We start from the raw sequence: 22,031 nt of genomic DNA, 5'->3' as shown, positions 1-22,031 counted from the left end.
TATTACGCAGATATATCAACGAACTCGATCGGTCCCCTCTCCCTGTGGGAGAGGGTTAGGGTGAGGGCGTCACTGTTTTGCTCTGTGTTTTCGCCAAGAGCACAGAGCAAAACATAATAATCCCCATTCTCTACAGGCTCGGGGAAGCACGGTAAAACCGGCAAAAATCAGGTCGAGACATCGAAAGCGCCCGCAAGGCGTTTAATTAGGAATACAACAGATGTGTGGAATTGTAGGTGCAGTAGCGCAACGTGATATCGCCGAGATCCTGTTGGAAGGTTTACGTCGTCTGGAATACCGGGGCTACGACTCGGCCGGTCTGGCCGTGGTGGACAGCGAGGGTAATGTCAGCCGTTTACGCCGTGTTGGCAAGGTACAAAAGCTGGCTGAAGCGGCGGAGCAACAGGAGCTGCACGGCGGCACCGGGATTGCCCATACCCGCTGGGCGACGCATGGTGAGCCTTCAGAGGCGAACGCGCATCCTCATGTTTCAGATTACATCGCAGTAGTGCATAACGGCATTATCGAAAACTATGAACCGCTGCGCGAACAGCTGATTGAGCGTGGTTATCGCTTCAGTTCTGAAACCGATACCGAGGTGATTGCTCACCTGGTGCATTGGGAACAGCAGCAGGGCGGTACTCTACTGGAAGTTGTTCAGCGTGTGATCCCGCAACTGCGTGGCGCTTATGGCACCGTGGTGATGGATAGCCGCGATCCGAGCGTATTGGTTGCAGCCCGTTCCGGTAGTCCGCTAGTGATTGGCCGTGGCGTGGGTGAAAACTTCATTGCCTCAGACCAACTGGCGTTGCTGCCGGTCACTCGTCGCTTTATCTTCCTGGAAGAAGGCGATGTGGTGGAAGTGACTCGCCGCACCGTCAGCATTTTTGACAAGCAGGGTAATGCCATTGAGCGCCCAGAGATCGAATCTCAGGTGCAGTACGACGCCGGTGACAAAGGCGCATACCGTCATTACATGCAGAAAGAGATTTTTGAACAGCCAATGGCGCTGAAAAACACCCTTGAGGGGCGTTTCAGCCATGGCAAGATCGACCTGAGCGAGCTTGGCCCGCACGCCGACGAGCTGTTGGCCAAGGTGCAACACGTGCAGATCATCGCCTGTGGGACGTCTTACCACTCCGGGATGGTGGCGCGTTACTGGCTTGAATCACTGGCAGGTGTGCCTTGTGACGTTGAGATCGCTTCTGAATTCCGTTACCGCAAGTCTGCGGTGCGTCCAGGCAGCCTGATCATCACCCTGTCTCAATCTGGTGAGACCGCTGATACGCTGGCAGCGCTGCGCCTGTCCAAAGAGCTAGGTTATTTAGGTTCTCTGGCGGTATGCAACGTGGCGGGTTCTTCGCTGGTGCGCGAATCCGATCTGGCGCTGATGACCAAGGCCGGTACTGAAATCGGTGTTGCCTCCACCAAGGCCTTCACCACCCAGCTTGCCGTGTTGCTGATGCTGGTGGCGCGTCTGGGCCGTCTGAAAGGGATGGCGGAAAGCGTAGAGCATGACATTGTGCACGGTCTGCAAGCGCTGCCTGCGCGTATCGAGCAGATGCTGTCGCTGGAGAAGAGCATTGAAGCGCTGGCGGAAGGTTTCTCTGACAAGCATCATGCGCTGTTCCTTGGCCGTGGCGATCAATACCCGATCGCGATGGAAGGGGCGCTGAAGCTCAAAGAGATCTCCTATATTCATGCCGAGGCGTACGCCGCTGGTGAGCTCAAGCACGGCCCGCTGGCGCTGATCGATGCCGACATGCCGGTGATCGTGGTGGCGCCTAACAACGAGCTGTTGGAGAAGCTGAAATCCAATATCGAAGAAGTGCGTGCTCGTGGCGGCCAACTGTATGTGTTTGCCGATCAGGATGCCGGTTTCGTCAGCAGCGAAGGGATGACCATCATTCCACTGCCGCATGTGGAAGAAATCGTTGCACCGATCTTCTATACCGTACCGTTGCAGCTGTTGTCCTATTACGTGGCGCTGATTAAAGGCACCGACGTCGATCAGCCACGTAACCTGGCGAAGTCCGTTACCGTTGAGTAATCGCTAATTTCCCTGTGGTGAATACCGTGTTTTGCAGCAAAACACGGTATTTTTTTAGCTTCATTTTCACCAATGACGCTATGATTGGCTAACGATGCCGCAGGGAAGGAAACGCGTTAGCAATGAATATTTTGATCACCGGAGCACGAGCTCCGGTAGCGGTTGAGTGGGCGCGCATTGCGTTGCGCAGTGGACACCGCGTCTGGTTGGCAGACAGCCTGTCCTGGCCGCTTGGCCGATTTTTACAAGGGATTGAAGGCTATCTTCGGCTTCCTTCGCCACGTAAAGATATTGCGGGCTACCAGCAGACGCTGCAAGGCTACCTCAACGATCATGATATCAAGCTGCTGATCCCGACCTGCGAAGAGATCTTCTACCTCTCTCAGGCGTTTGCCGCCTATATCGGGCCTACCGAGTGGTTGTTACCTGAACGGCAGTTGTTGTTTGAACTGCATCATAAGTCCCAAAGCCTGAGTCTGTTAACGGGATTGGGTGAGGTGCAAACTCCTGTGACCCGGCTCTTGACCTCTAGCGCACAAATTGCCGACGATCCTCAAACCATTTTGAAACCGGTGTTTTCGCGCTTTGGCCGTAAAGTGATCCGCACGCCAAAACCTGGGTCTTTAAACGATCGGCAGCTCAACGATCGTATCCCTTGGGTGCAGCAACAAAAGTTAACCGGAACGGCCTTATGTAATTATGCGGTGTTTGACCATGGTAGATTAATCGCGCATCAGGCCTATCAACCCAAATACTGCTTTAATCAGGCCGCCGGCAGTTACTTTGTTCCCCATCAGGATCGGCGGCTGGACGATTTTGTTCGCCAGTTTGGGGAAAAAACCGGCTTTCACGGCCAGGCGGCGTTTGATTTCATCGAACAGGATGGGGTGATTTTTGTTATCGAGTGCAATCCCAGAGCCACCAGCGGCCTGCATTTGCTAGGCGCTCAGCTATCCATCACTGCCGATGGGCAATTTGAGTACCAGCCAGCAGTGCCCAAGTCGGGACATATGGGCGTGATCGTGCTGCTATTCTTTGCCTGGCAGGCTTGGCGCGACAAGCAGTTAGCGACGCTATGGCGGGATTTTCGCCAAACGCCCAATCTGCTCAAGGATCAACGTTGGCCGATCCGTGTCGGAGCGCAGTGGTGCGCCCTGTTGGAGATGGGATACCGTAGCTTGCGTTATCGGCGGCCTCTCACTGATGCCAGCACTTTTGACATCGAATGGGATGGCTAGCATGGAGCAGGTTAATCATTGGCAACGCCAGCAACTGACGCTGCTGCAACAGCCTGGCATGATCGCCAACCTCCACACCTCGATGACCGAGTATCAACAGGATGGCCTCTGCATCCCGGCGACGGTCAACGATTACGTGCCTGGTAATTGTTACGTGGTTTCCCCGTTGGCGCTGATCGTTGATTACGCCCGGGATGAAATTATCAAAATCGATAATGGCGCGCTGCGGGCATTGTGTAACGGGCTGACTATGGCGCTGAAATGGCCCTTATTGTTGGCGCACGTCGATCGGCTCCAGGTGCTGAATAATCAGTGCCTTTCCACCAATCTGACCAGCAGCCACTGGCAATCCCTGGATACCGACGCGTTACGGCAACAGGCATTACAGCGTTATCCCCAGCATACTTTGATGATCCGTTCGCTTAACGATCGACAGAACCCTGAGCTGTTGGCGCAACTCTCCCGGCAAGGCTGGTTGCCTGTTGTTAGCCGTCAGGTCTATTGCCAGGACGATCCTGTACGCTGGTGGGGGAAAATCAACGCACGGCGGGATGACAAATTGCTGCATCAGATGGGATGGGAGTTCAAACGGCTGTCGGCCGATGCTCCCGAGCAGATGCAGTGTGCCGAACGCCTGTATAACCAGCTCTATCTGGAAAAATACAGTCGTCAGAATGTGCAGTTCACCGCCGGTTATTTTGCTCAGGCCTCACAGCTTGGTTTGCTGCAACTGTACGGTTTGTTCCACCAGCAGCAAATGATGGGCGTGGTGGGAATGGTGCAGTTGGAACAGATGGTAACGGTGCCTATCGTCGGTTACCGAACGGAATTACCGACATCACTGGCCTTGTATCGCCGTCTGATTGCCTTTGCTTTGCGCTACAGTATGGACCACCAGTTGTTGCTTAATTTGAGTTCTGGCGCGCCAGATTTTAAGCGGGTACGCGGTTGCCAGCCGGTAATTGAGTACAGCATGGTTTATGTACGGCATCTGAATAGGTATAAGCGTGGGGTCTGGGCGGTGATCTCCTGGCTTTCCCGCAAGCTCTATCAGCCGTTGCTGAAGCGCTATCAGTTATGACGGTTAATCCGCTTGATAAATCCGGTGATGCTGTTCAAAAAGCACACCGGATTTTTTATGACTGGATCGGAGCAAGGGTTAGCCTCTGTTTGACGGTCATTACAAGGCAGCTAACGTATCCAACGTCATTGGGTCTTTTTCAACCATACGGATCAAAAGAAGTGCCTGTTTGTTAGGTTTGGCTCTGCCCTGTTCCCAGTTTTGATAAGTAGTGACACCAGTGTGCAAGTAATCTGCAAAAACGGCTTGCGAAAGACGCAGTTTTTCGCGTATTGCTTTTAGCTCGTCTGGTGACATAGAGATGTTTTTTTTCAGTGATACGGCGTGGGTTTTAAGCGTAATTTTACCCTCATTGTAATCACTCCAATCTTTCATCCCCTGGGACAGTTCTTCAAAAAGGCTGAGTTTGCTCATAAGGTGCCCCCCTGTTTCAATATTTCCAACATCTTACGCAGCATCTCGCGTTCGTTGCGGCTAAGGTCATCTTTTTTGTCTTTATCGTAAATGACAAAGAGCAAAAAATGAGACTTTTCAAGCCACCAATAATAGATCACCCGCAAGCCACCCCGTTTACCTTTGCCACGACGGTGATCCGCAAATCTGACCTTCCTTAACCCGCCAGTGTGCTGGATAACATCACCGCAGAACGGGTTATTCAGCAGCATCTGCTGGAATGCCTTGAATTCATCATCGGAAAGATAGTCAGCACGCTTTGCTTCAAAAATACTTAGCTCAATAAATATAGCATCCATAACCAGATATCTCCCTGCAACTTGGGGATACTTTACCCCCAGGTTGGGTATACCTCAAGGATGATATGCTGATTTTTTTACGGCTTTTGACAATATGACAAACGAATAAAAAAAGAGCAAAAATCGCTCATATTCAGAGAGATAACGCAGCAACAGGCAGATTTTTTCTGATTGTTTTTTGCCTGCAAATCAATTTATCTATTTGATTTTAATCTAATAAATATCAATCTGTGCACGCTGTAATATAACTGTCATATTTCGTACATTTAACTGTCACCAAACTGTCCTATTTTCCCTCCTGCAGCAATACTTACTCTGATGAAAACGACCCAAGGTCGATTTTTAAATATCCCATTAGGAGGGATTATGAAACTGATGCGTACCACCGTCGCCAGTATTGTGGCAGCGACTTTCTCCTTGGCCTCTGTGTCCGCCTTCGCTGCTGCTAGCCTGACCGGTGCAGGTGCGACATTCCCCGCTCCGGTATATGCCAAGTGGGCAGATTCTTATCAGAAAGAAACCGGCAACAAGGTCAACTATCAGGGGATCGGTTCCTCTGGCGGCGTAAAGCAGATCATCGCTAACACCGTAGACTTTGGTGCATCTGATGCCCCGCTGTCCGACGACAAACTGGCTGCGGACGGCCTGTTCCAGTTCCCGACCGTCATCGGTGGTGTGGTGCTGGCAGTCAACATTCCGGGCATCAAATCCGGCGAACTGACTCTGGATGGTCAAACCCTGGGTGATATCTACCTGGGTAACATCAAAAAATGGAATGACCCAGCGATTGTTAAGCTGAACCCGGGCGTTAAGCTGCCGGATCAGGCTATCGCCGTGGTGCGTCGTGCTGATGGTTCAGGGACTTCTTTCGTCTTCACCAGCTATCTGGCCAAGGCTAACGCGCAGTGGAAAGAGAAAATTGGCGCGGGTTCCACCGTTAACTGGCCAACCGGTCTGGGCGGCAAGGGCAACGACGGCATCGCCGCGTTCGTTCAGCGTCTGCCAGGCTCTATCGGTTATGTTGAATACGCTTACGCCAAGCAGAACAACCTGGCCTACACTAAATTAGTGTCTGCCGATGGCAAAGCGGTTAGCCCGACCGAAGAAAGCTTCAGCGCCGCAGCCAAAGGCGTGGATTGGAGCAAAACCTTCGCTCAGGACCTGACCAACCAGAAAGGCGACAACGTCTGGCCAATCACTTCCACCACCTTCATCCTGGTCCACAAAGAGCAGAAGAAGCCTGAGCAGGGCGCAGAAGTGCTGAAGTTCTTTGACTGGGCTTACAAAACCGGTGCCAAGCAGGCCAGCGAACTGGATTACGCCGCTCTGCCAGCCGAAGTGGTTGAGCAAATCCGTGCTGCCTGGAAGACCAATATCAAAGACAGCTCCGGTAAGGCTTTGTTCTAACAGCGCAGGGGGTGCGGTATACCGCGCCTCTACCTGATATGTCGGGCCCGGCGTGCTGGGCCCTCCAAGCTTTAAACAGAAGAGTAATCTATGGCTGAGTACAAGCCGACCATTAAAGCACCGAGTAAAAATGGTGACCTCATCTTCAGCGCGCTGGTCAGACTGGCGGCGCTGATTACCCTATTGTTGCTGGGTGGCATCATTGTCTCGCTGATTATTGCCTCCTGGCCGAGCATGCAGAAGTTCGGTTTTGCCTTCCTGTGGACCAAAGAGTGGGATGCGCCAGCCGAACAGTTTGGTGCGCTGGTTCCGATCTACGGCACGGTCGTCACCTCGCTGATCGCACTGATTATCGCCGTGCCGGTCAGTTTTGGTATTGCCCTGTTCCTGACCGAGTTGGCCCCTAACTGGCTTAAGCGTCCATTGGGGATCGCAATAGAACTGTTGGCGGCGATCCCAAGTATCGTTTACGGCATGTGGGGCCTGTTCGTGTTTGCCCCGCTGTTCGCCAAATATTTCCAGACCCCTGTGGGTGAGGTGCTGTCCGGCATCCCGATCGTCGGTGAGCTGTTCTCAGGCCCGGCGTTTGGTATCGGTATTCTGGCTGCCGGGGTGATCCTGGCCATCATGATTATTCCTTACATTGCGGCGGTAATGCGCGATGTGTTCGAACAAACCCCGGTGATGATGAAAGAGTCGGCCTATGGCATTGGCTGTACCACCTGGGAGGTGATCTGGCGCATCGTGCTGCCGTTCACCAAAAACGGCGTGATCGGCGGTGTGATGCTTGGCCTGGGGCGTGCCCTGGGTGAAACCATGGCGGTGACCTTTATTATCGGTAACACCTACCAGCTCGACAGCTTCTCGCTGTTTATGCCGGGCAACAGCATTACCTCGGCGCTGGCCAACGAATTCGCCGAAGCGGAATCCGGTCTGCACACCTCTGCGTTGATGCAGCTGGGTCTGATCCTGTTTGTGATCACCTTTATCGTCCTGGCGCTGTCGAAGTTGATGGTGATGCGTCTGGCTAAGCGTGAGGGCCGCTAACATGGCAACGATGGATATGCAAAACCCGGTAGCACTGGCGGAAAGCCGCCGCAAAATGCAGGCCTGGCGTCGGCAGAAAAACCGCCTGGCGCTGTTGCTGTCGATGGCGACCATGGTCTTTGGTCTGTTCTGGCTGGTGTGGATCCTGTTCTCGACCATCACCAAGGGCATCGACGGCATGTCGCTGGCGCTGTTCACCGAAATGACGCCGCCGCCGAATACGGCGGGGGGCGGCCTGGCTAACGCCATCGCTGGTAGTGGGTTGTTGATCTTGTGGGCGACCATCTTCGGCACTCCGCTGGGCATCATGGCGGGGATTTACCTGGCGGAATATGGTCGTAAATCCTGGCTGGCGGAAGTGATCCGCTTTATCAACGATATTCTGTTATCCGCACCCTCGATCGTTGTGGGTCTGTTCGTTTACACCGTGGTGGTGGCGAAGATGGAACACTTCTCCGGTTGGGCAGGGATTATTGCACTGGCCCTGTTGCAGATCCCGATTGTGATCCGCACCACCGAGAACATGCTCAAATTGATACCGGACACGTTGCGTGAAGCAGCCTATGCGCTGGGAACGCCGAAGTGGCGCATGATTTCCGCCATTACGCTGAAAGCGTCGGTGTCCGGCATTATCACTGGCGTATTGCTGGCGATTGCGCGTATCGCCGGGGAAACCGCACCGTTGCTGTTTACTTCGCTGTCGAATCAGTTCTGGAGTACCGACCTGATGCAGCCGATCGCCAACCTGCCGGTCACCATTTTCAAGTTTGCCATGAGCCCGTTTGCCGAATGGCAACAGCTGGCCTGGGCCGGGGTGCTGTTGATCACCCTGTGCGTACTGTTACTGAATATCCTGGCGCGTGTGGTTTTCGCCAAGAAAAAGCATTCATAAAAATTTAAGAGAGAAGTCTTGATGAGTATGGTTGACTCTACTTCCAGCAGCAAAATTCAGGTACGCGATCTGAACTTTTACTATGGCAAATTCCATGCGCTGAAAAACATCACGCTGGATATCGCCAAGAACAAGGTGACCGCGTTTATCGGCCCGTCTGGCTGCGGTAAATCGACGCTGCTGCGGACCTTCAACAAGATGTACCAGCTTTACCCCGAGCAGCGTGCCGAGGGCGATATCCTGCTGGATGGTCAAAACATCCTGACCGATAACTCGGACATTGCGCTGCTGCGTGCCAAGGTGGGTATGGTGTTCCAAAAGCCAACGCCGTTCCCGATGTCGATTTACGATAACATTGCCTTCGGCGTGCGCCTGTTCGAGAGGCTGTCCCGTGCGGATATGGACGAGCGTGTTCAGTGGGCGCTGACCAAGGCAGCACTGTGGAACGAGACCAAGGACAAGCTGCAGCAAAGTGGTTACAGCCTGTCCGGCGGCCAGCAGCAACGCCTGTGCATTGCGCGCGGCATTGCCATCCGGCCGGAAGTGCTGTTGCTGGATGAGCCTTGCTCGGCGCTGGATCCGATTTCCACCGGCAAGATTGAAGAGCTGATCAGCGAGCTGAAGTCTGACTACACCGTGGTGATTGTGACCCACAACATGCAGCAGGCGGCGCGTTGTTCCGACTCCACCGCATTTATGTATCTGGGTGAGTTGATCGAGTTCAGCGATACTGACACTCTGTTTACCGCGCCACAGAAGAAGCAGACCGAAGACTACATTACTGGCCGCTATGGTTGATTAGGATGCATCATGGATAACCTGAATTTAAACAAACACATTTCCGGTCAGTTCAACGCTGAACTCGAGCATATCCGCACCCAGGTGCTGACCATGGGCGGGCTGGTAGAGCAGCAACTGACCGACGCCATTACCGCGATGCACAACCAGGACGGCGAACTGGCCAAGCAGGTAATCGAAGGCGATGCCAAGGTTAATATGATGGAAGTGGCGATCGATGAAGCCTGTGTGCGCATCATTGCCAAACGCCAACCGACCGCCAGCGATCTGCGCCTGGTGATGGCGATCATCAAGACCATTTCCGAGCTGGAACGTATCGGCGACGTAGCTGACAAGATCTGTCGTACCGCGCTGGAGAAGTTTTCGCATCAGCATCAGCCATTGCTGGTCAGCCTGGAATCACTGGGTCGCCACACCGTGCAGATGCTGCATGACGTGCTGGATGCCTTTGCGCGTATGGATCTGGATGAGGCGATCCGGATTTACCGTGAAGACAAGAAGGTCGATCAGGAATATGAGGGCATCGTGCGTCAGCTGATGACCTACATGATGGAAGATACGCGCACCATTCCGAGCGTGCTGACGGCGCTGTTCTGTGCCCGCTCTATCGAGCGTATCGGCGATCGCTGCCAGAATATCTGCGAATTTATCTTCTATTTCGTCAAAGGCCAGGATTTCCGTCATATGGGCGGCGATGCTCTGGACAAGCTGTTGTCAGACGGTAAAGAAGATAAAAAAGACTGATTTCTTCGCTACTGAAAAATTCCATCGGACTCACAACGTAGGGCGTTGCAGGCTGCGCCCGTTTACCCCTTATGCCGTTTAAAGGCCCTAAAGTTAAAAAGGTTATAACTATAGCGTTTTATATTATTTCCTGACCTAAGTGAGGCTTGCTAGCTTATCAGCCAGCGGGACATCAATCACTTGGGAGCCTTTCATGAAACAGCGCGTTTTAGCCTTAACTCTGTTAGCCAGCCTGACCAGCCTTGCCACCGGCGTGGCCCATGCCGATAAACTCGACGATATTAAACAAGCCGGCGTAGTGCGTATCGCAGTGTTCGATAGCAACCCACCGTTTGGTTATGTCGATCCGCAGAGCAAAAAGCTGGTGGGTTATGACGTGGACGTGGCTGAAGCTATCGGTAAAGCGCTGGGCGTCAAGGTTGAACTGCGTGCCACCAACCCGGCTAACCGTATTCCATTGCTGGTGTCCAAAAAGGTTGATCTGATCGCGGCCAACTTCACCATCACCGACGAACGTGCCAAAGAGGTGAGTTTCAGCGTGCCGTATTTTGCTACCGGCCAGAAATTCATTGCTCATAAGGGCGTGCTGAAAACTCCAGAAGATATCAAGAAGCTGCGCATCGGTGCGGATAAAGGCACCGTGCAGGAAATTACCCTGCGTGAGCACTACCCAACGGCTAAAGTGATCTCTTACGACGATACCCCACTGGCATTTGTCGCCCTGCGTAACGGCAACGTTCAGGCCATCACCCAGGATGACGCCAAATTGGTTGGCCTGCTGGGCAACCTGCCTGCCGCGCAAAAAGCCGACTTTGAAATATCGCCGTTCAGTATCACCAAAGAGTACCAGGGCGTTGGCGTGCCGAAAGGCGAAGATCGCCTGACGGCGACCATCAACGATACCTTGATCAAGCTGGAGCAGGATGGTGATGCGGTGAAGATTTATGATCGTTGGTTCGGCCCGGAAACCAAAACCGCCCAACCGCGTGGCGATTTCAAGATCGGCCCGTTGGATCAGCAACCTAAAGCCTAATCTCCCTTCCCCCTCTCCATCTTGTTGGAGAGGGTTGGGATGAGGGGAAACGCCTCGCATGAATCTGCAACAACTCTCAGACTGGCTGCTGGCGCCGCAGTATCTGAGCTGGCTATGGAATGGCTTTTTAATGACCTTATGGCTGTCGGCCTGTGCCGGGCTGGCGGCTACGCTGCTGGGTTTTGGCCTGGCGGCGATGCGGGACAGCAGCCTGCGCCCGTTAAGCTGGCTGGCGGTGGCCTACAGCGCGTTATTTCGCAATACTCCCTTACTGGTGCAACTGTTCTTCTGGTATTTTGCCGCCGGGCAAATCCTGCCAACCTTTGCCATGCAATGGCTGAATACCCCTCATCAGTTAGGCTTTCTCGACTGGCCCTCCTTTGAATTCCTGGCAGGCTTCTTCGGCCTGACGCTCTATTCCACCGCATTTATTGCCGAAGAGATCCGCTCCGGCATCCGTGGCGTGGCCAGCGGGCAAAAGTACGCGGCCAATGCGCTCGGGCTGACCGGCTGGCAAGCGATGCGTTATGTAGTATTGCCGCAGGCGCTGAAAATCGCCTTCCCACCGCTGCTGGGGCAGTACATGAACATTATCAAGAACTCATCGCTGACCATGGCTATCGGCCTGGCCGAACTGTCTTATGCTTCGCGCCAGGTGGAAACCGAAACCCTGCGAACCTTCCAGGCGTTTGGTGTGGCAACGGTGTTATATATCGCCATTATTGCCCTGTTGGAAGGCTGGGGTATGTGGCGTCAGCAGCGCAAACCGCTGGGAGGGCACTAAGATGGATTTTACCGTTATCCAGGAAAACCTGGGTTACCTGCTGTGGGGCTCTTTCCCGGATGGGCCTTTGGGCGGGGCTGCGTTGACGCTGGCGATCAGCCTGATGGCCGGGCTGGCTTCTGCTGTTTTGGGCACGCTGCTGGGCGTCGCGCTGGCGATGTCACGTGGTGTGCTGGCCGGGTTATTGGCGATGGTGCTGGGGTTCTTCCGCGCTATTCCAGTGATCATGCTGATTTTTTGGACCTACTTCCTGCTGCCGATGGTGTTTGGTGTCGATATCCCGGAAATTACCACCGTAGTGTGCGCGCTGGCGCTGATCGCCTCGGCCTATCTGGCCCATGCGGTAAAGGCTGGGATCGTGGCTATCGGTGCCGGGCAGTGGCAGGCGGGGCTTTCCCTTGGATTAAACCGCTGGCAGGTGCTGCGGATGATCGTCTTGCCGCAGGCGCTGCGCATGATGGTGCCTTCGTTTATCAATCAGTGGATCTCGCTGATTAAAGACACGTCACTGGCATACATCGTTGGCGTGGGTGAATTGACCTTCCTGGCCACGCAGGTCAACAACCGCAGCATGGTTTACCCAATGGAGGTGTTCCTGTTTGTGGCATTGGTTTACTTCATTTTCTGCCTGACGCTCGACGTGCTGGCAAACGGCCTGAACAAGCGCTTTAGCCCGCAGACGAAAGCGCTGAAACGCAGTTGGCGCTGGTGGCGTAACCAACCACCGTTACCGGCAAGTTAGCCAACGCTCGGAGCCAGTTCAGAGTCGTTGGCAGGTACGTAGGGGCGCTGCATGCTGCGCCCGTGTAAGGTCAGATTCAGGAATCAATGGGTTGCGCGTTCGGTTCCCTCTCCCTGTGGGAGAGGGTTAGGGTGAGGGCGTTTACAGCAACTGCCCCATATTGACGTATTTGGTTTCCAGATACTCCTCCAGACCCACATCTGCCCCTTCGCGGCCTAATCCAGATTCTTTCACCCCGCCAAACGGTGCGACCTCGGTAGAAATGATCCCTTCATTCACGCCAACCATGCCGCTTTCCAGAGCCTTGGTCACCCGGAAGGCCCGAACCAGATCGCGGGTATACAGATAGGCCGCCAGCCCAAACGGCGTAGCATTGGCACGATTGATGACTTCATCCTCATCGCTAAAACGGAAGCAGGCGGCCAGCGGACCAAAGGTTTCTTCCTGTGCCAGGCGCATCTGTTCGCTGGCGTCAGCCAGCACGGTAGGTTGGAAGAAGGAGCCGCCGAGGGCATGGCGTTCACCGCCGCACAGCAGTTTTGCCCCCAGTTTGAGCGCGTCTTGCACATGCGCCTCCACTTTTTCGACTGCCTTAAGGTGGATTAGCGGCCCTTGTTGCGCCTCTGGCGTCATGCCTGGAGCTACTTTCAACGCTCGCGCGGCATCGGCCAGCTTCTCGGTAAACCGATCGTAAATACCGTCCTGAACATAGAAGCGATTGACGCAAACGCAGGTTTGTCCGCTATTACGGAATTTTGCCGCCATTGCTCCTGCCACCGCCGCATCAAGATCCGCATCGTCAAAGACGATGAACGGCGCGTTGCCACCCAGTTCTAGCGACAGCTTTTTCACCGTATCCGCTGCCTGGCGCATCAACAACTTACCGACCGGGGTTGAACCGGTGAAGGAAATTTTACGCACCACCGAGCTGGCCATCAGCGTTTCACCGATCGTGGCAGTATCACCGGTGACCGCATTAATCACGCCGGCAGGAACCCCCGCCTGTTCCGCCAGCACAATCAACGCAAAAGCGGAGAGTGGCGTTTCATTGGCTGGTTTAATCACTGCGGTACAGCCTGCGGCCAGCGCTGGACCCAGCTTGCGTGTCAGCATTGCCAGCGGGAAGTTCCACGGCGTGATGGCTGCAATAACACCAACCGGTTCTTTAAAGGTGAAGATCTGATTGCCATTCTTGGGGGCCGGAATGGTTTTGCCGTTGGCACGCTTGGCCTCTTCGGCAAACCACTCGATAAAGCTGGCGGCGTAGGCTACTTCGCCCGTCGCTTCGCTCAGCACCTTGCCTTGTTCGGTAACCATCAATTCCGCCAATTCCTTCTGGTGCTGCATGATCAGTTGGAACCAGCGTTGCAAGACTTCTGCCCGCGCCTTGGCAGTTTGAGCTCGCCAGGCTGGCAGTGCCGCAGCGGCGGCGGCGATAGCTAGCTGAGTTTCGCTGCTGCCTGCCAACGCTACGTCGGCCACCTTCTCGCCGTTGGCCGGATTAGTGACCGGGTAAGTGTGGGCGGTGGTTTGCCAGCTACCGTTGCAATACCATCCGGTGCGTAACAATGAAGCATAAGCCGTCATGCGATATTCCTTGTCTCTAGGTTATCCACAGCGAAAAGACCGCGCGCCGTACGGCTTTCACGCGTAATGCGCTTACCTGCGGTGTAGTCATTAATCACGTCGCAAGGGGTATAGTTACGTTCCAATTCGTAGCACTCATCTTCGCTGAGCCGGGTTTTCAGTGCCGCCACGGCGCTATCGATCTGTTGTGTCGAGTCAGCGCCCACCAGCATACAATCCACCCCTGGATGGTTGATGACCCAGGCTTGGGCAATCTGCGCAGCGGGAACACCGCGCTGCTGAGCGACCTGACTCACCGACTGCGCAACATTCAGTGAGGTGGCATCGGCATACATTTCCTGGGTGAAGAAATCGGTTTTGTTACGCACGGAATTGAAATCGCAGCTCAACAACCCCCTGGCCAGCGGACTGAATACCGACACCCCCAGCCCCTGATCGCGACAGAACGGGATCATTTCACGCTCTTCCTCGCGGTAAGCACAGTTGAGCTGTAGTTGCATATTGATCGGTTTGGCGTAGCCATTGCGTTCACAGCACCACAGGATTTTGGCCAACTGCCAGGTATACATGGTCGATACGCCGACATAACGCGCCTTGCCGGAGCGCACGATGTCGTTCATGGCAGCCCAGGTTTCTTCGATCGGCGTTGTCACGTCGAAATAATGCAGCATGTAGATATCGACGTAATCGGTGCCCAGGCGACGCAGGCTGGCATCAATGCTCTCCATAATATGCTTGCGGGAGTGGCCCTGATTGTTAAAACCCGCACCGATCGGGTAGCCCACTTTGGTGGTCAGCACCAGTTCGTCACGGTTGGCAATACGCTTAATCACCCTTCCTACCACCTCTTCCCCGGCACCGCTGGAGTAGAAGTCAGCCAGATCGATAAAGTTGATGCCGCTTTCCAGGGCATGGCGGATCAGCGGTTCGCTCTGTGCTTCATCGAAAATCCACGGCTTCCACTGTTTGCTGCCCATATTCATGGTGCCTAGGCACAGACGAGAGACTTTCAGGCCGCACTGGCCCAGATTGATGTATTCCATGGTGCTCTCCTCAGGCTTTAGGGGTATAGAACGGGTTGCCCAACTGCGGCAGGGCTTGGGTCAGTTGGCTGCGCGTAGGCAATTTTTCCATCGCCGCGCGGATCGCCTGGGTACAGGCACGATAGTTATTACGGTAAACCTCATCAATATCGTTGCAGCCGGGGTTTACCCAGTTGGCAGTAACGATGCACCACTCGTCTTCTGCCTCGGCAGGTAAAATGCCTTCCAGTAGCGCTTCGGTTACCGCCTTGGCGATGGCGGCCTGGGAGGCTCCCCAGGTGGCGTTACCGTGCAGTTCGCCGCTGATTTCCGCCTTATTGACGTACAGCGTCATCGGCTTGGCGGGCACGTTGGGTTTGATCACCACCATAAAGGGGCAATGCCCTTGGCTGGGGGAGGCCAGGCTGGAGGAGAAAGCCTGACCCACCACGCCATTACGTGGCCCGATCATGATATTGATATGCGAGGCATTGACGCCGTTACCTGCAAACCCTTCACCGATATACATTTCCACAAAAAAGCTCCTGTTTTCATCAAGATGGTGTTATTTAGCCGGAACGGCGAAAGCGTTGTCTGTCTGGGAGGACGGGCCTTGTGCGGCATCTACCAGCGTTAACCCTTTGGTCTCTGGAGCCCAGGCGATGGAGACAATGGCACCCACGATCAACACCAGTGCCAGAATGCCGGTGGTGGTTGGCATGCCGTAATGCACGATGGCCAGTGGCAGCAGGCCGGTGCCGATGGCGGAACCCAGGCGGCTCATTGAGGTGGCAAAGCCCACACCCATCGAGCGCACTTCGGTCGGGAAACTTTCGGCCGGGAATACCCCCACCAGATTGCTTACCGCCGACATCACCAGCGTAAAGGCGGCAAAGAAAGCGATCAGCCAGGCTGTCTGGCTGGCAGGAATGATGCTCAGCATTACCAGGCAGGCGGCGAGGAAGATAAAGGAGCCGATCAGGAACCCGCGACGTGAGCAAATCACTGTCAGCACAATCCCCAGCAACGCGCCGACGATCAGCAGGCCATTAAGCAGCAGGTCGGTAGAGAAGCTGTTATCCAGACCCATCACCTGGAGGATGGAGGGCAGGAAGGTATAGATGGCGAAGTAAGGGATCACCAGGCAAACAAAGAACAGGCTGTTAAAGGCGGTACGGCGGCGGTATTTGGGGCCAAATAGCGAGAGGAAACGCTGTTTGGACATTACCGGGGCCTCATCGATCAGCAGGACATGTGGGCCAAAGTATTTATGTACGATCGCCATGGCCTGTTCGCGTCGTCCTTTACCCATCAACCAACGGGGAGATTCCGGTGTGCCAATACGCATCAATAGAATGGCCAACGCCGGTATGGCAGAAGATGACAGTAGCCAGCGCCAGGCATCCGGCCCCAGGGCCGTCAGGAAGTGGCCAGCGAAACCGGCGGCCACGTAGCCAAAGGTCCAGATCACGCTGAATGAACCGAGTAATACACCTCGGTGTTTGCGGGGAGAAAACTCGGCCAGCATGGTGTGCCCTACCGAGAAATCCCCTCCCAGCCCGATCCCCACCATCACGCGCAACAGGAACAGTTGTTCCGGCGTGGTGGCAAAAAATTGCAGTGCCGAGGCGAGGGTAATAATCACGAAGCTGAAGCTGAAGATTTTCTGTCGGCCGATATAGTCGGAGATCCAGCCCAGAACCAGGCTGCCCATGAACAGCCCGATCAGCGCCGAGCTGCCGAGCATGCCCTCCCAGAACGGGGTGAGTCCCATTTGTGGTTTGATCTGGGCCAGCGCGAAGCCGATAACGCCCAGTACATAGCCGTCAGTGAAGTGAGCGCCGAACGTCAGCCCGGCGATTTTGATATGGAACCGATTTAACGGTACGTCATCCATACGGATCTGTTGTTGTGTTAAATGCTGCATTTACCTGTCCTCCTGTTGGAGCGGTGCTTGTAGGGATGTTGTTGGTTTTTTGTTTTTATCGCGTTAACAATGTGGCAGCGAGCGGGGCGCTAGGCGAGTGCGTTTTAGTCATACCCCTGAGCAGAAAATGCATGTGATCTGCCTCTGGTTTTAGGCAAATAAACGCTGCGCACCCCGAGTTAATGCATCAAATTGACAACATGTTATTAACATCACTGGCGTTTGATGCAGAGGTAAATGGACTGTGAGAAAACTTCCCTCGCTCAGTATGTTACGAGTCTTTGAAGAGACCTGCCGGACACTGAGTTTCAGCAAGGCCGCCGACGCCCTGTTTATTACCCAGAGCGCGGCTAGCCGTCAAATGAAGCAGTTGGAGGAGTTTCTGGGCAAGCTGCTGTTTGTACGCAGCCACAGCGGCCTGGCTCTGACGCAGGATGCCATGCTGTTACTGCCGGTGGTGCGGCAATCGCTGGATATTTTGGAGGAGGGGGTACGGCATGTGCAGTTGCATAATCCCTTGCAACACCTGCGCTTGCAGATCGCACCTACCTTCGCCACCCGTTGGCTAGCCCCGCGTTTGGTCACGCTGCGCCAACGTAACAGTCAGCTGCAAATTGCCTTGATCAGCGAAACCCGGCAGAAATACTGCGACTTTGACTGCGCGGTACGCTTTGGTGCACCCGCAGAGGGGATGGAAGGTGAATGGTTATGCCATGAGCAGTTGGTATTGGTAGGCAGCCCATTATTGATGATCGATGGCGTGTTCCCTCCGCTCAATACCCAGCCTCAGTTGCATATTCTCGATGGGGATAGCCGGATGGACACGTGGCAACGTTGGCTGGCCGCGGCAGGCCGTAGTGAGGTGCAAGAGCTTGGGGGATTGGAGTTTAGCACTCAGGATCAGGTGATCAACGCCTGTATTACCGGTGCGGGCTATGCGGTGCTGGATAAGATGATGATCCGCAATGAGCTGCAAAGCGGCCTGTTGGTACTGCTCTCGCCGTTGGAGCTGACAAGCGCTAACGGTTATTGGCTGGAGATCCCGCCCGGCAAGCGAGAATTACCTCGCGTGCAGTATTTTCAGGATTGGCTGCGGGCAGAGATTGGCCGGGTAGAAGTGGCTAAATGATCATCGCCACTCGAGTTTTTTAAATTGCTTCCCCAGTACATAGATTAAAATAACGCTAAAAATCAGTGTAATAAGCTGCCCAGTTAGATAGCCAATGTTAAACCAGTTTGCACCTTCGCTGTATATTCCTATGATTGTCGCCACTATATAGAAAAGGGAAAAAAAGGAGATAATGCAGAAAAAGGCCACCACAATGGCCAGTAGTATGGTAACTATTTTTAATGCTATCCCTTTCATTTTTAACTCCCTTTTTTGAAAAAATCACAACCAATCTATTGGTTGGAGATCCCACCATGTAAGCGGGATCGGCCCAACTAACGGGTAAGCTGCCAGCCTCGTTGCTGCCACAGTGCAGGCAACTTCGCCAGATCGTCAAACGTTGTCACTAGCGGATGGTCGATCGGCTGATTGTGAGGATCGGCACAGAAGTAGAATACCGGAATGCCAGCCGCGATCCCCGCTTGGGCACCTGCAACGGAATCATCCACCAAAATACAGCGCTCGACGGGAACCTGCATCTGCTGCGCGGCATGGAAGACGATAGCTGGATCGGGTTTCCAACGCTGAATATCGTAACCGCTGAACAACCGGTCATCAAAATAGGACAACATGTCGGTCAGCCCCAGCGAATGCTGCATTTTACTCACCGGGCCGTTAGAAACGGTGCACATCGGAGCATTCATCTGCGCCAGCAGTTCGCGCGCGCCGGCAATTGGCTGGAGCTCGGCATCAAACAAACGGGCCACTTCCTGGCGGAATATCGGCTCCAGATCGCTGGCGGGCAAGTTTACCCCCTGTTCGGCGTTAACCAGCTCAATGATCTCGTAGAGCTTGATGCCTTTGTACTTTTTAAATACCTCTTCCAGCGCCAGTTCGATGCCGTAGTGGGCAAACATATGCACATAGGCTTTGCTGCACAGCACTTCGCTGTCGACCAACGTACCATCGCAATCAAATAAAACACATTCAACCTGATTCATTGGGGTAATCGCCCTCGGTTAAGTCATCATTGCTGTTACTTTAACCGGATCGTGCAGGATTGTCCCTCTTTGGCGATCAATCTCAATAAATACAACTTGTTGGCAGTTTTAGCCGTAAAGATGGCGAAAAAAACCTGTGAGCGAGGTCAAAACCCGGGCTTTTTGTTATAGGATAGCCAGCGACAGTCCAAAACCCCTCTTCGGAATTCTATAATGAGCAAACAAGACATCAGCCTTGATGCCAATCAGGGCTTGCTTGAGCGCGTGTTTAAACTCAAGCAGCATGGCACCACGGTACGTACGGAAACGATTGCCGGCATCACCACCTTTTTAACCATGGTGTATATCGTGTTCGTTAACCCGCAGATCCTTGGTGCGGCGGGCATGGACACCCAGGCGGTGTTTGTTACCACCTGCCTTATTGCCGCTTTTGGCAGCATCCTGATGGGTCTGTTGGCTAACCTGCCGGTGGCGTTGGCTCCGGCGATGGGCCTGAACGCGTTCTTTGCGTTTGTGGTGGTCGGCGCGATGGGTATTTCATGGCAAGTAGGCATGGGCGCTATTTTCTGGGGCGCAATCGGTTTCCTGTTGTTGACCATCTTCCGTATTCGCTACTGGATGATTGCCAATATTCCGCTGAGCCTGCGCGTGGGCATCACCAGCGGCATCGGCCTGTTTATCGCCATGATGGGGCTGAAAAATGCCGGTATCGTGGTTGCCAACCCGGATACGCTGGTGGCGGTAGGTAATCTGACCTCGCACAGTGTGCTGCTGGGCGCACTGGGCTTCTTCATTATCGCGGTGCTGGCTTCGCGTAATATTCATGCTGCGGTACTGGTTTCTATCGTGGTGACCACGCTGATTGGTTGGGCATTGGGTGACGTGAAGTATGGCGGCGTGTTTTCCCTGCCGCCGGACGTGACCTCCGTGGTCGGTCAGGTAGATATCGCCGGAGCGCTGAATATTGGTCTGGCAGGCGTGATCTTCTCCTTTATGCTGGTTAACCTGTTTGACTCCTCGGGTACCCTGATCGGGGTGACCGACAAGGCTGGCCTGACGGATGAAAGCGGCAAGTTCCCACGTATGAAGCAGGCGCTGTACGTGGACAGCATCACCTCGGTAGCCGGTGCTTTCGCGGGTACCTCTTCAGTTACCGCCTACATTGAAAGCTCCTCCGGGGTGGCCGTGGGTGGACGTACCGGGCTGACTGCCGTGGTGGTGGGTATTCTGTTCCTGCTGGTGATTTTCCTGTCACCGCTGGCGGGGATGGTGCCAACCTATGCCGCTGCGGGCGCGCTGATTTATGTTGGGGTGCTGATGACCTCCAGCCTGGCGCGGGTAAAATGGGAAGATATGACCGAAGCGGTCCCGGCCTTTGTGACCGCAGCCATGATGCCTTTCAGTTTCTCGATCACCGAAGGGATTGCCTTGGGCTTTATCTCTTACTGCATCATGAAGCTAGGCACCGGACGCTGGCGTGAAATCAGTCCCTGCGTGATCGTGGTGGCGCTGCTGTTCGTGCTGAAAATCGCGTTTGTTGATGGCCACTAATCATCTTCGGTCATAAAAAAGGGGCGTTAGCCCCTTTTTTTATTTCAAGCGCCCGGCGAGGCATCCTGTTCTCTACCCAAAACCCAGAGTAAAGGCCGGTTATATCGCGTCTGCCAGCTGCCGTTGCTCGCTGACTCTCCCTCGGGAAAATTGGCGATTTCGACTTGATTGTTACCTCTGAACAAGTCGGCAAAGTTGAGTGCCAGTGCCCGGTCGTTGAAGTTCTGCCGATCGTAATAGGCAATCATGATGCGTTTATTTTCCGCCAATGAGAGCTTCGCCGGTGGCAGACGCCCCTTCGGGGCAATCAGCATCGCTCCAGCGTAAAATTGTGGGTAATTGGCCATCAGGTTAGCTGCGTGCAGGGCACCTTGACCGCGGGCGGTCAGGTAAACTTGTTGAAGATTTAGCTTCAGCGTGGGAGCCAGTTTTTCCAGAGCGCGTTGAATGGCGTTCTGGGTGCTGCTCGAACTGTAGTTAGACCAGCGAAAGCTTCCTTCCGCCAGCATCTGTGTGCCGTTAAGTTCAATGTAGGCAACACCGGCTTCGGCAAACAGCAACCGATCTTCCGGGATGATGGTGGCAGCTTTCCCATAAGGATGGAGATAGATGATGGTTGGCCAACCTCCCGCCGGGGGATCGCCGCTCGGTATGGCATAGTGAGGCTTGCCTTCAAATTTTGCGGCGTGTTGCTGATAACGCGCTTTGGTCGTGGCCAAAATCGATTGGTAGGTATCACCCTGCTGAATGCTGCTGAATGCTGCTGAACGCGTCGTCTTCCAGCAGGTTGTAGTAATACCACAACCCTCGTTTAGCACTAAGTTGCAGATAACGTTCGGCTAACTCGATTTGGCCTTGTTCGGCCGAGGATGCCGCCAGTTGAAAGGGGGCCCAGATATTACGGCCATCTTCACGCATCAGCGTCAGATATAACGAGGTGGCTCCGGCTTTTTTATCTTCCTGATTGTAGGCTGAGCGGGGTAAAGGTTTGCTCAATGGGCTATGGTTAGGGAGTTCTAGCGGTTCTTCTCCCTCAGGATAATGCATGGGAGCAGCAAACAATGGACTGGTGGCAAAAGCCAAAAACATGGCTAAAATAAAAAAAGGCATAATTTTATAACTTTGTTTTTAAACAATATTAATCAGTAAACGAGTAAATATGGCGCCCTTGATGGTTAGGAATCTGGAAAGGTGTTTTAAAAACTTTCTGACCGTAATATAGCAGTGTGACATGTGACCATGTGGCGTGGCATAGCAAAATGTTATT

21 protein-coding genes and 1 pseudogene are annotated in these 22,031 nt (G+C 54.1%); 13 read left to right on the top strand and 9 right to left on the bottom strand.

What is annotated here, in order from left to right:
- Nucleotides 1-220 precede the first annotated feature (220 nt).
- The 3 genes from glmS (at nucleotide 221) to U869_RS0111175 (ending at nucleotide 4,369) form a co-directional block, all read left to right on the top strand.
- A complete protein-coding gene (gene glmS / locus U869_RS0111185) occupies nucleotides 221-2,050 on the top strand; it encodes a glutamine--fructose-6-phosphate transaminase (isomerizing) (protein WP_025123128.1) in 1,830 nt (609 codons plus the stop codon).
- A gap of 122 nt (nucleotides 2,051-2,172) precedes the next feature.
- Entirely contained in the window at nucleotides 2,173-3,288 is a 1,116-nt protein-coding gene (locus U869_RS0111180; RefSeq protein WP_025123127.1) for a hypothetical protein, read from the top strand.
- Between the two features lies 1 nt (nucleotide 3,289).
- Nucleotides 3,290-4,369: a GNAT family N-acetyltransferase gene (locus U869_RS0111175; RefSeq protein WP_025123126.1), complete on the top strand. Its 1,080-nt coding sequence runs from the start codon at nucleotides 3,290-3,292 to the stop codon at nucleotides 4,367-4,369.
- A gap of 99 nt (nucleotides 4,370-4,468) precedes the next feature.
- Here U869_RS0111175 and U869_RS0111170 read toward each other — a convergent pair whose 3' ends face one another.
- Together U869_RS0111170 and U869_RS0111165 are read right to left on the bottom strand one after the other, a co-directional pair.
- Nucleotides 4,469-4,783: a DNA-binding transcriptional regulator gene (locus U869_RS0111170; protein ID WP_025123125.1), complete on the bottom strand. Its 315-nt coding sequence runs from the start codon at nucleotides 4,781-4,783 to the stop codon at nucleotides 4,469-4,471.
- Nucleotides 4,780-5,121: a toxin gene (locus U869_RS0111165; RefSeq protein WP_025123124.1), complete on the bottom strand. Its 342-nt coding sequence runs from the start codon at nucleotides 5,119-5,121 to the stop codon at nucleotides 4,780-4,782. Before U869_RS0111165 ends, U869_RS0111170 begins: the two co-directional genes overlap by 4 nt.
- A gap of 366 nt (nucleotides 5,122-5,487) precedes the next feature.
- On the opposite strand from U869_RS0111165, the gene pstS reads away from it, so the two are divergent.
- The 8 genes from pstS to U869_RS0111125 all read left to right on the top strand — a co-directional run bounded on the left by pstS (nucleotide 5,488) and on the right by U869_RS0111125 (nucleotide 12,568).
- The gene (pstS, locus tag U869_RS0111160; RefSeq protein WP_025123123.1) at nucleotides 5,488-6,528 is read left to right on the top strand and encodes a phosphate ABC transporter substrate-binding protein PstS; all 1,041 of its coding nucleotides are present in this window, start codon (nucleotides 5,488-5,490) and stop codon (nucleotides 6,526-6,528) included.
- 90 nt (nucleotides 6,529-6,618) lie between these two features.
- Nucleotides 6,619-7,575 (top strand): phosphate ABC transporter permease PstC, encoded by a 957-nt coding sequence (pstC, locus tag U869_RS0111155; protein WP_025123122.1) that lies wholly within the window; start codon nucleotides 6,619-6,621, stop codon nucleotides 7,573-7,575.
- Between the two features lies 1 nt (nucleotide 7,576).
- Nucleotides 7,577-8,467, top strand: a complete 891-nt coding sequence (pstA, locus tag U869_RS0111150; protein ID WP_025123121.1) for a phosphate ABC transporter permease PstA — start codon at nucleotides 7,577-7,579, stop codon at nucleotides 8,465-8,467.
- A 27-nt stretch (nucleotides 8,468-8,494) separates the two neighbouring features.
- Nucleotides 8,495-9,265, top strand: coding sequence for a phosphate ABC transporter ATP-binding protein PstB (gene pstB, locus U869_RS0111145; RefSeq protein WP_369795091.1), 771 nt, complete (start codon nucleotides 8,495-8,497; stop codon nucleotides 9,263-9,265).
- 12 nt (nucleotides 9,266-9,277) lie between these two features.
- Entirely contained in the window at nucleotides 9,278-10,009 is a 732-nt protein-coding gene (gene phoU, locus U869_RS0111140) for a phosphate signaling complex protein PhoU (protein WP_025123119.1), read from the top strand.
- A gap of 193 nt (nucleotides 10,010-10,202) precedes the next feature.
- Complete coding sequence (locus U869_RS0111135; protein WP_025123118.1) at nucleotides 10,203-11,042, top strand: ABC transporter substrate-binding protein; 840 nt, start codon at nucleotides 10,203-10,205, stop codon at nucleotides 11,040-11,042.
- A gap of 58 nt (nucleotides 11,043-11,100) precedes the next feature.
- Complete coding sequence (locus U869_RS0111130) at nucleotides 11,101-11,826, top strand: amino acid ABC transporter permease (RefSeq protein WP_025123117.1); 726 nt, start codon at nucleotides 11,101-11,103, stop codon at nucleotides 11,824-11,826.
- A 1-nt stretch (nucleotide 11,827) separates the two neighbouring features.
- A complete protein-coding gene (locus U869_RS0111125; protein WP_025123116.1) occupies nucleotides 11,828-12,568 on the top strand; it encodes an amino acid ABC transporter permease in 741 nt (246 codons plus the stop codon).
- Nucleotides 12,569-12,709: 141 nt separating this feature from the next.
- On the opposite strand, the gene U869_RS0111120 is transcribed toward U869_RS0111125, so the two are convergent.
- From U869_RS0111120 to U869_RS0111105, 4 genes are read right to left on the bottom strand one after another with little or no spacing between them, the layout of a single operon-like run.
- Complete coding sequence (locus tag U869_RS0111120; RefSeq protein WP_025123115.1) at nucleotides 12,710-14,155, bottom strand: NAD-dependent succinate-semialdehyde dehydrogenase; 1,446 nt, start codon at nucleotides 14,153-14,155, stop codon at nucleotides 12,710-12,712.
- A complete protein-coding gene (locus tag U869_RS0111115; protein ID WP_025123114.1) occupies nucleotides 14,152-15,198 on the bottom strand; it encodes an aldo/keto reductase in 1,047 nt (348 codons plus the stop codon). Before U869_RS0111115 ends, U869_RS0111120 begins: the two co-directional genes overlap by 4 nt.
- 10 nt (nucleotides 15,199-15,208) lie before the next feature.
- Nucleotides 15,209-15,712: a formaldehyde-activating enzyme gene (gene fae, locus U869_RS0111110; protein WP_025123113.1), complete on the bottom strand. Its 504-nt coding sequence runs from the start codon at nucleotides 15,710-15,712 to the stop codon at nucleotides 15,209-15,211.
- A gap of 30 nt (nucleotides 15,713-15,742) precedes the next feature.
- Complete coding sequence (locus tag U869_RS0111105) at nucleotides 15,743-17,104, bottom strand: MFS transporter (RefSeq protein WP_025123112.1); 1,362 nt, start codon at nucleotides 17,102-17,104, stop codon at nucleotides 15,743-15,745.
- A 244-nt stretch (nucleotides 17,105-17,348) separates the two neighbouring features.
- On the opposite strand from U869_RS0111105, the gene U869_RS0111100 reads away from it, so the two are divergent.
- On the top strand, nucleotides 17,349-18,233 hold the full coding sequence (locus U869_RS0111100; RefSeq protein ID WP_025123111.1) for a LysR substrate-binding domain-containing protein: 885 nt from the start codon (nucleotides 17,349-17,351) through the stop codon (nucleotides 18,231-18,233).
- On the opposite strand, the gene U869_RS0111095 is transcribed toward U869_RS0111100, so the two are convergent.
- Both U869_RS0111095 and yieH read right to left on the bottom strand, forming a co-directional pair.
- On the bottom strand, nucleotides 18,234-18,470 hold the full coding sequence (locus U869_RS0111095) for a hypothetical protein (protein ID WP_025123110.1): 237 nt from the start codon (nucleotides 18,468-18,470) through the stop codon (nucleotides 18,234-18,236).
- A 77-nt stretch (nucleotides 18,471-18,547) separates the two neighbouring features.
- Nucleotides 18,548-19,213 (bottom strand): 6-phosphogluconate phosphatase, encoded by a 666-nt coding sequence (yieH, locus tag U869_RS0111090; protein WP_025123109.1) that lies wholly within the window; start codon nucleotides 19,211-19,213, stop codon nucleotides 18,548-18,550.
- A 213-nt stretch (nucleotides 19,214-19,426) separates the two neighbouring features.
- Between yieH and U869_RS0111085 the strand changes: the two genes are divergently transcribed.
- Entirely contained in the window at nucleotides 19,427-20,764 is a 1,338-nt protein-coding gene (locus tag U869_RS0111085; protein ID WP_025123108.1) for an NCS2 family permease, read from the top strand.
- A gap of 44 nt (nucleotides 20,765-20,808) precedes the next feature.
- Here the strand turns inward: U869_RS0111085 and U869_RS29370 are convergent.
- Nucleotides 20,809-21,874: pseudogene (locus U869_RS29370) on the bottom strand (hypothetical protein).
- Between the last annotated feature and the right edge of the window lie 157 nt (nucleotides 21,875-22,031).

It is taken from the genome of Serratia sp. H1w (genome assembly GCF_000633355.1).
In the GTDB taxonomy this organism is placed as follows: domain Bacteria; phylum Pseudomonadota; class Gammaproteobacteria; order Enterobacterales; family Enterobacteriaceae; genus Chania.
This window is presented reverse-complemented; position numbering and strand designations above follow the sequence as displayed.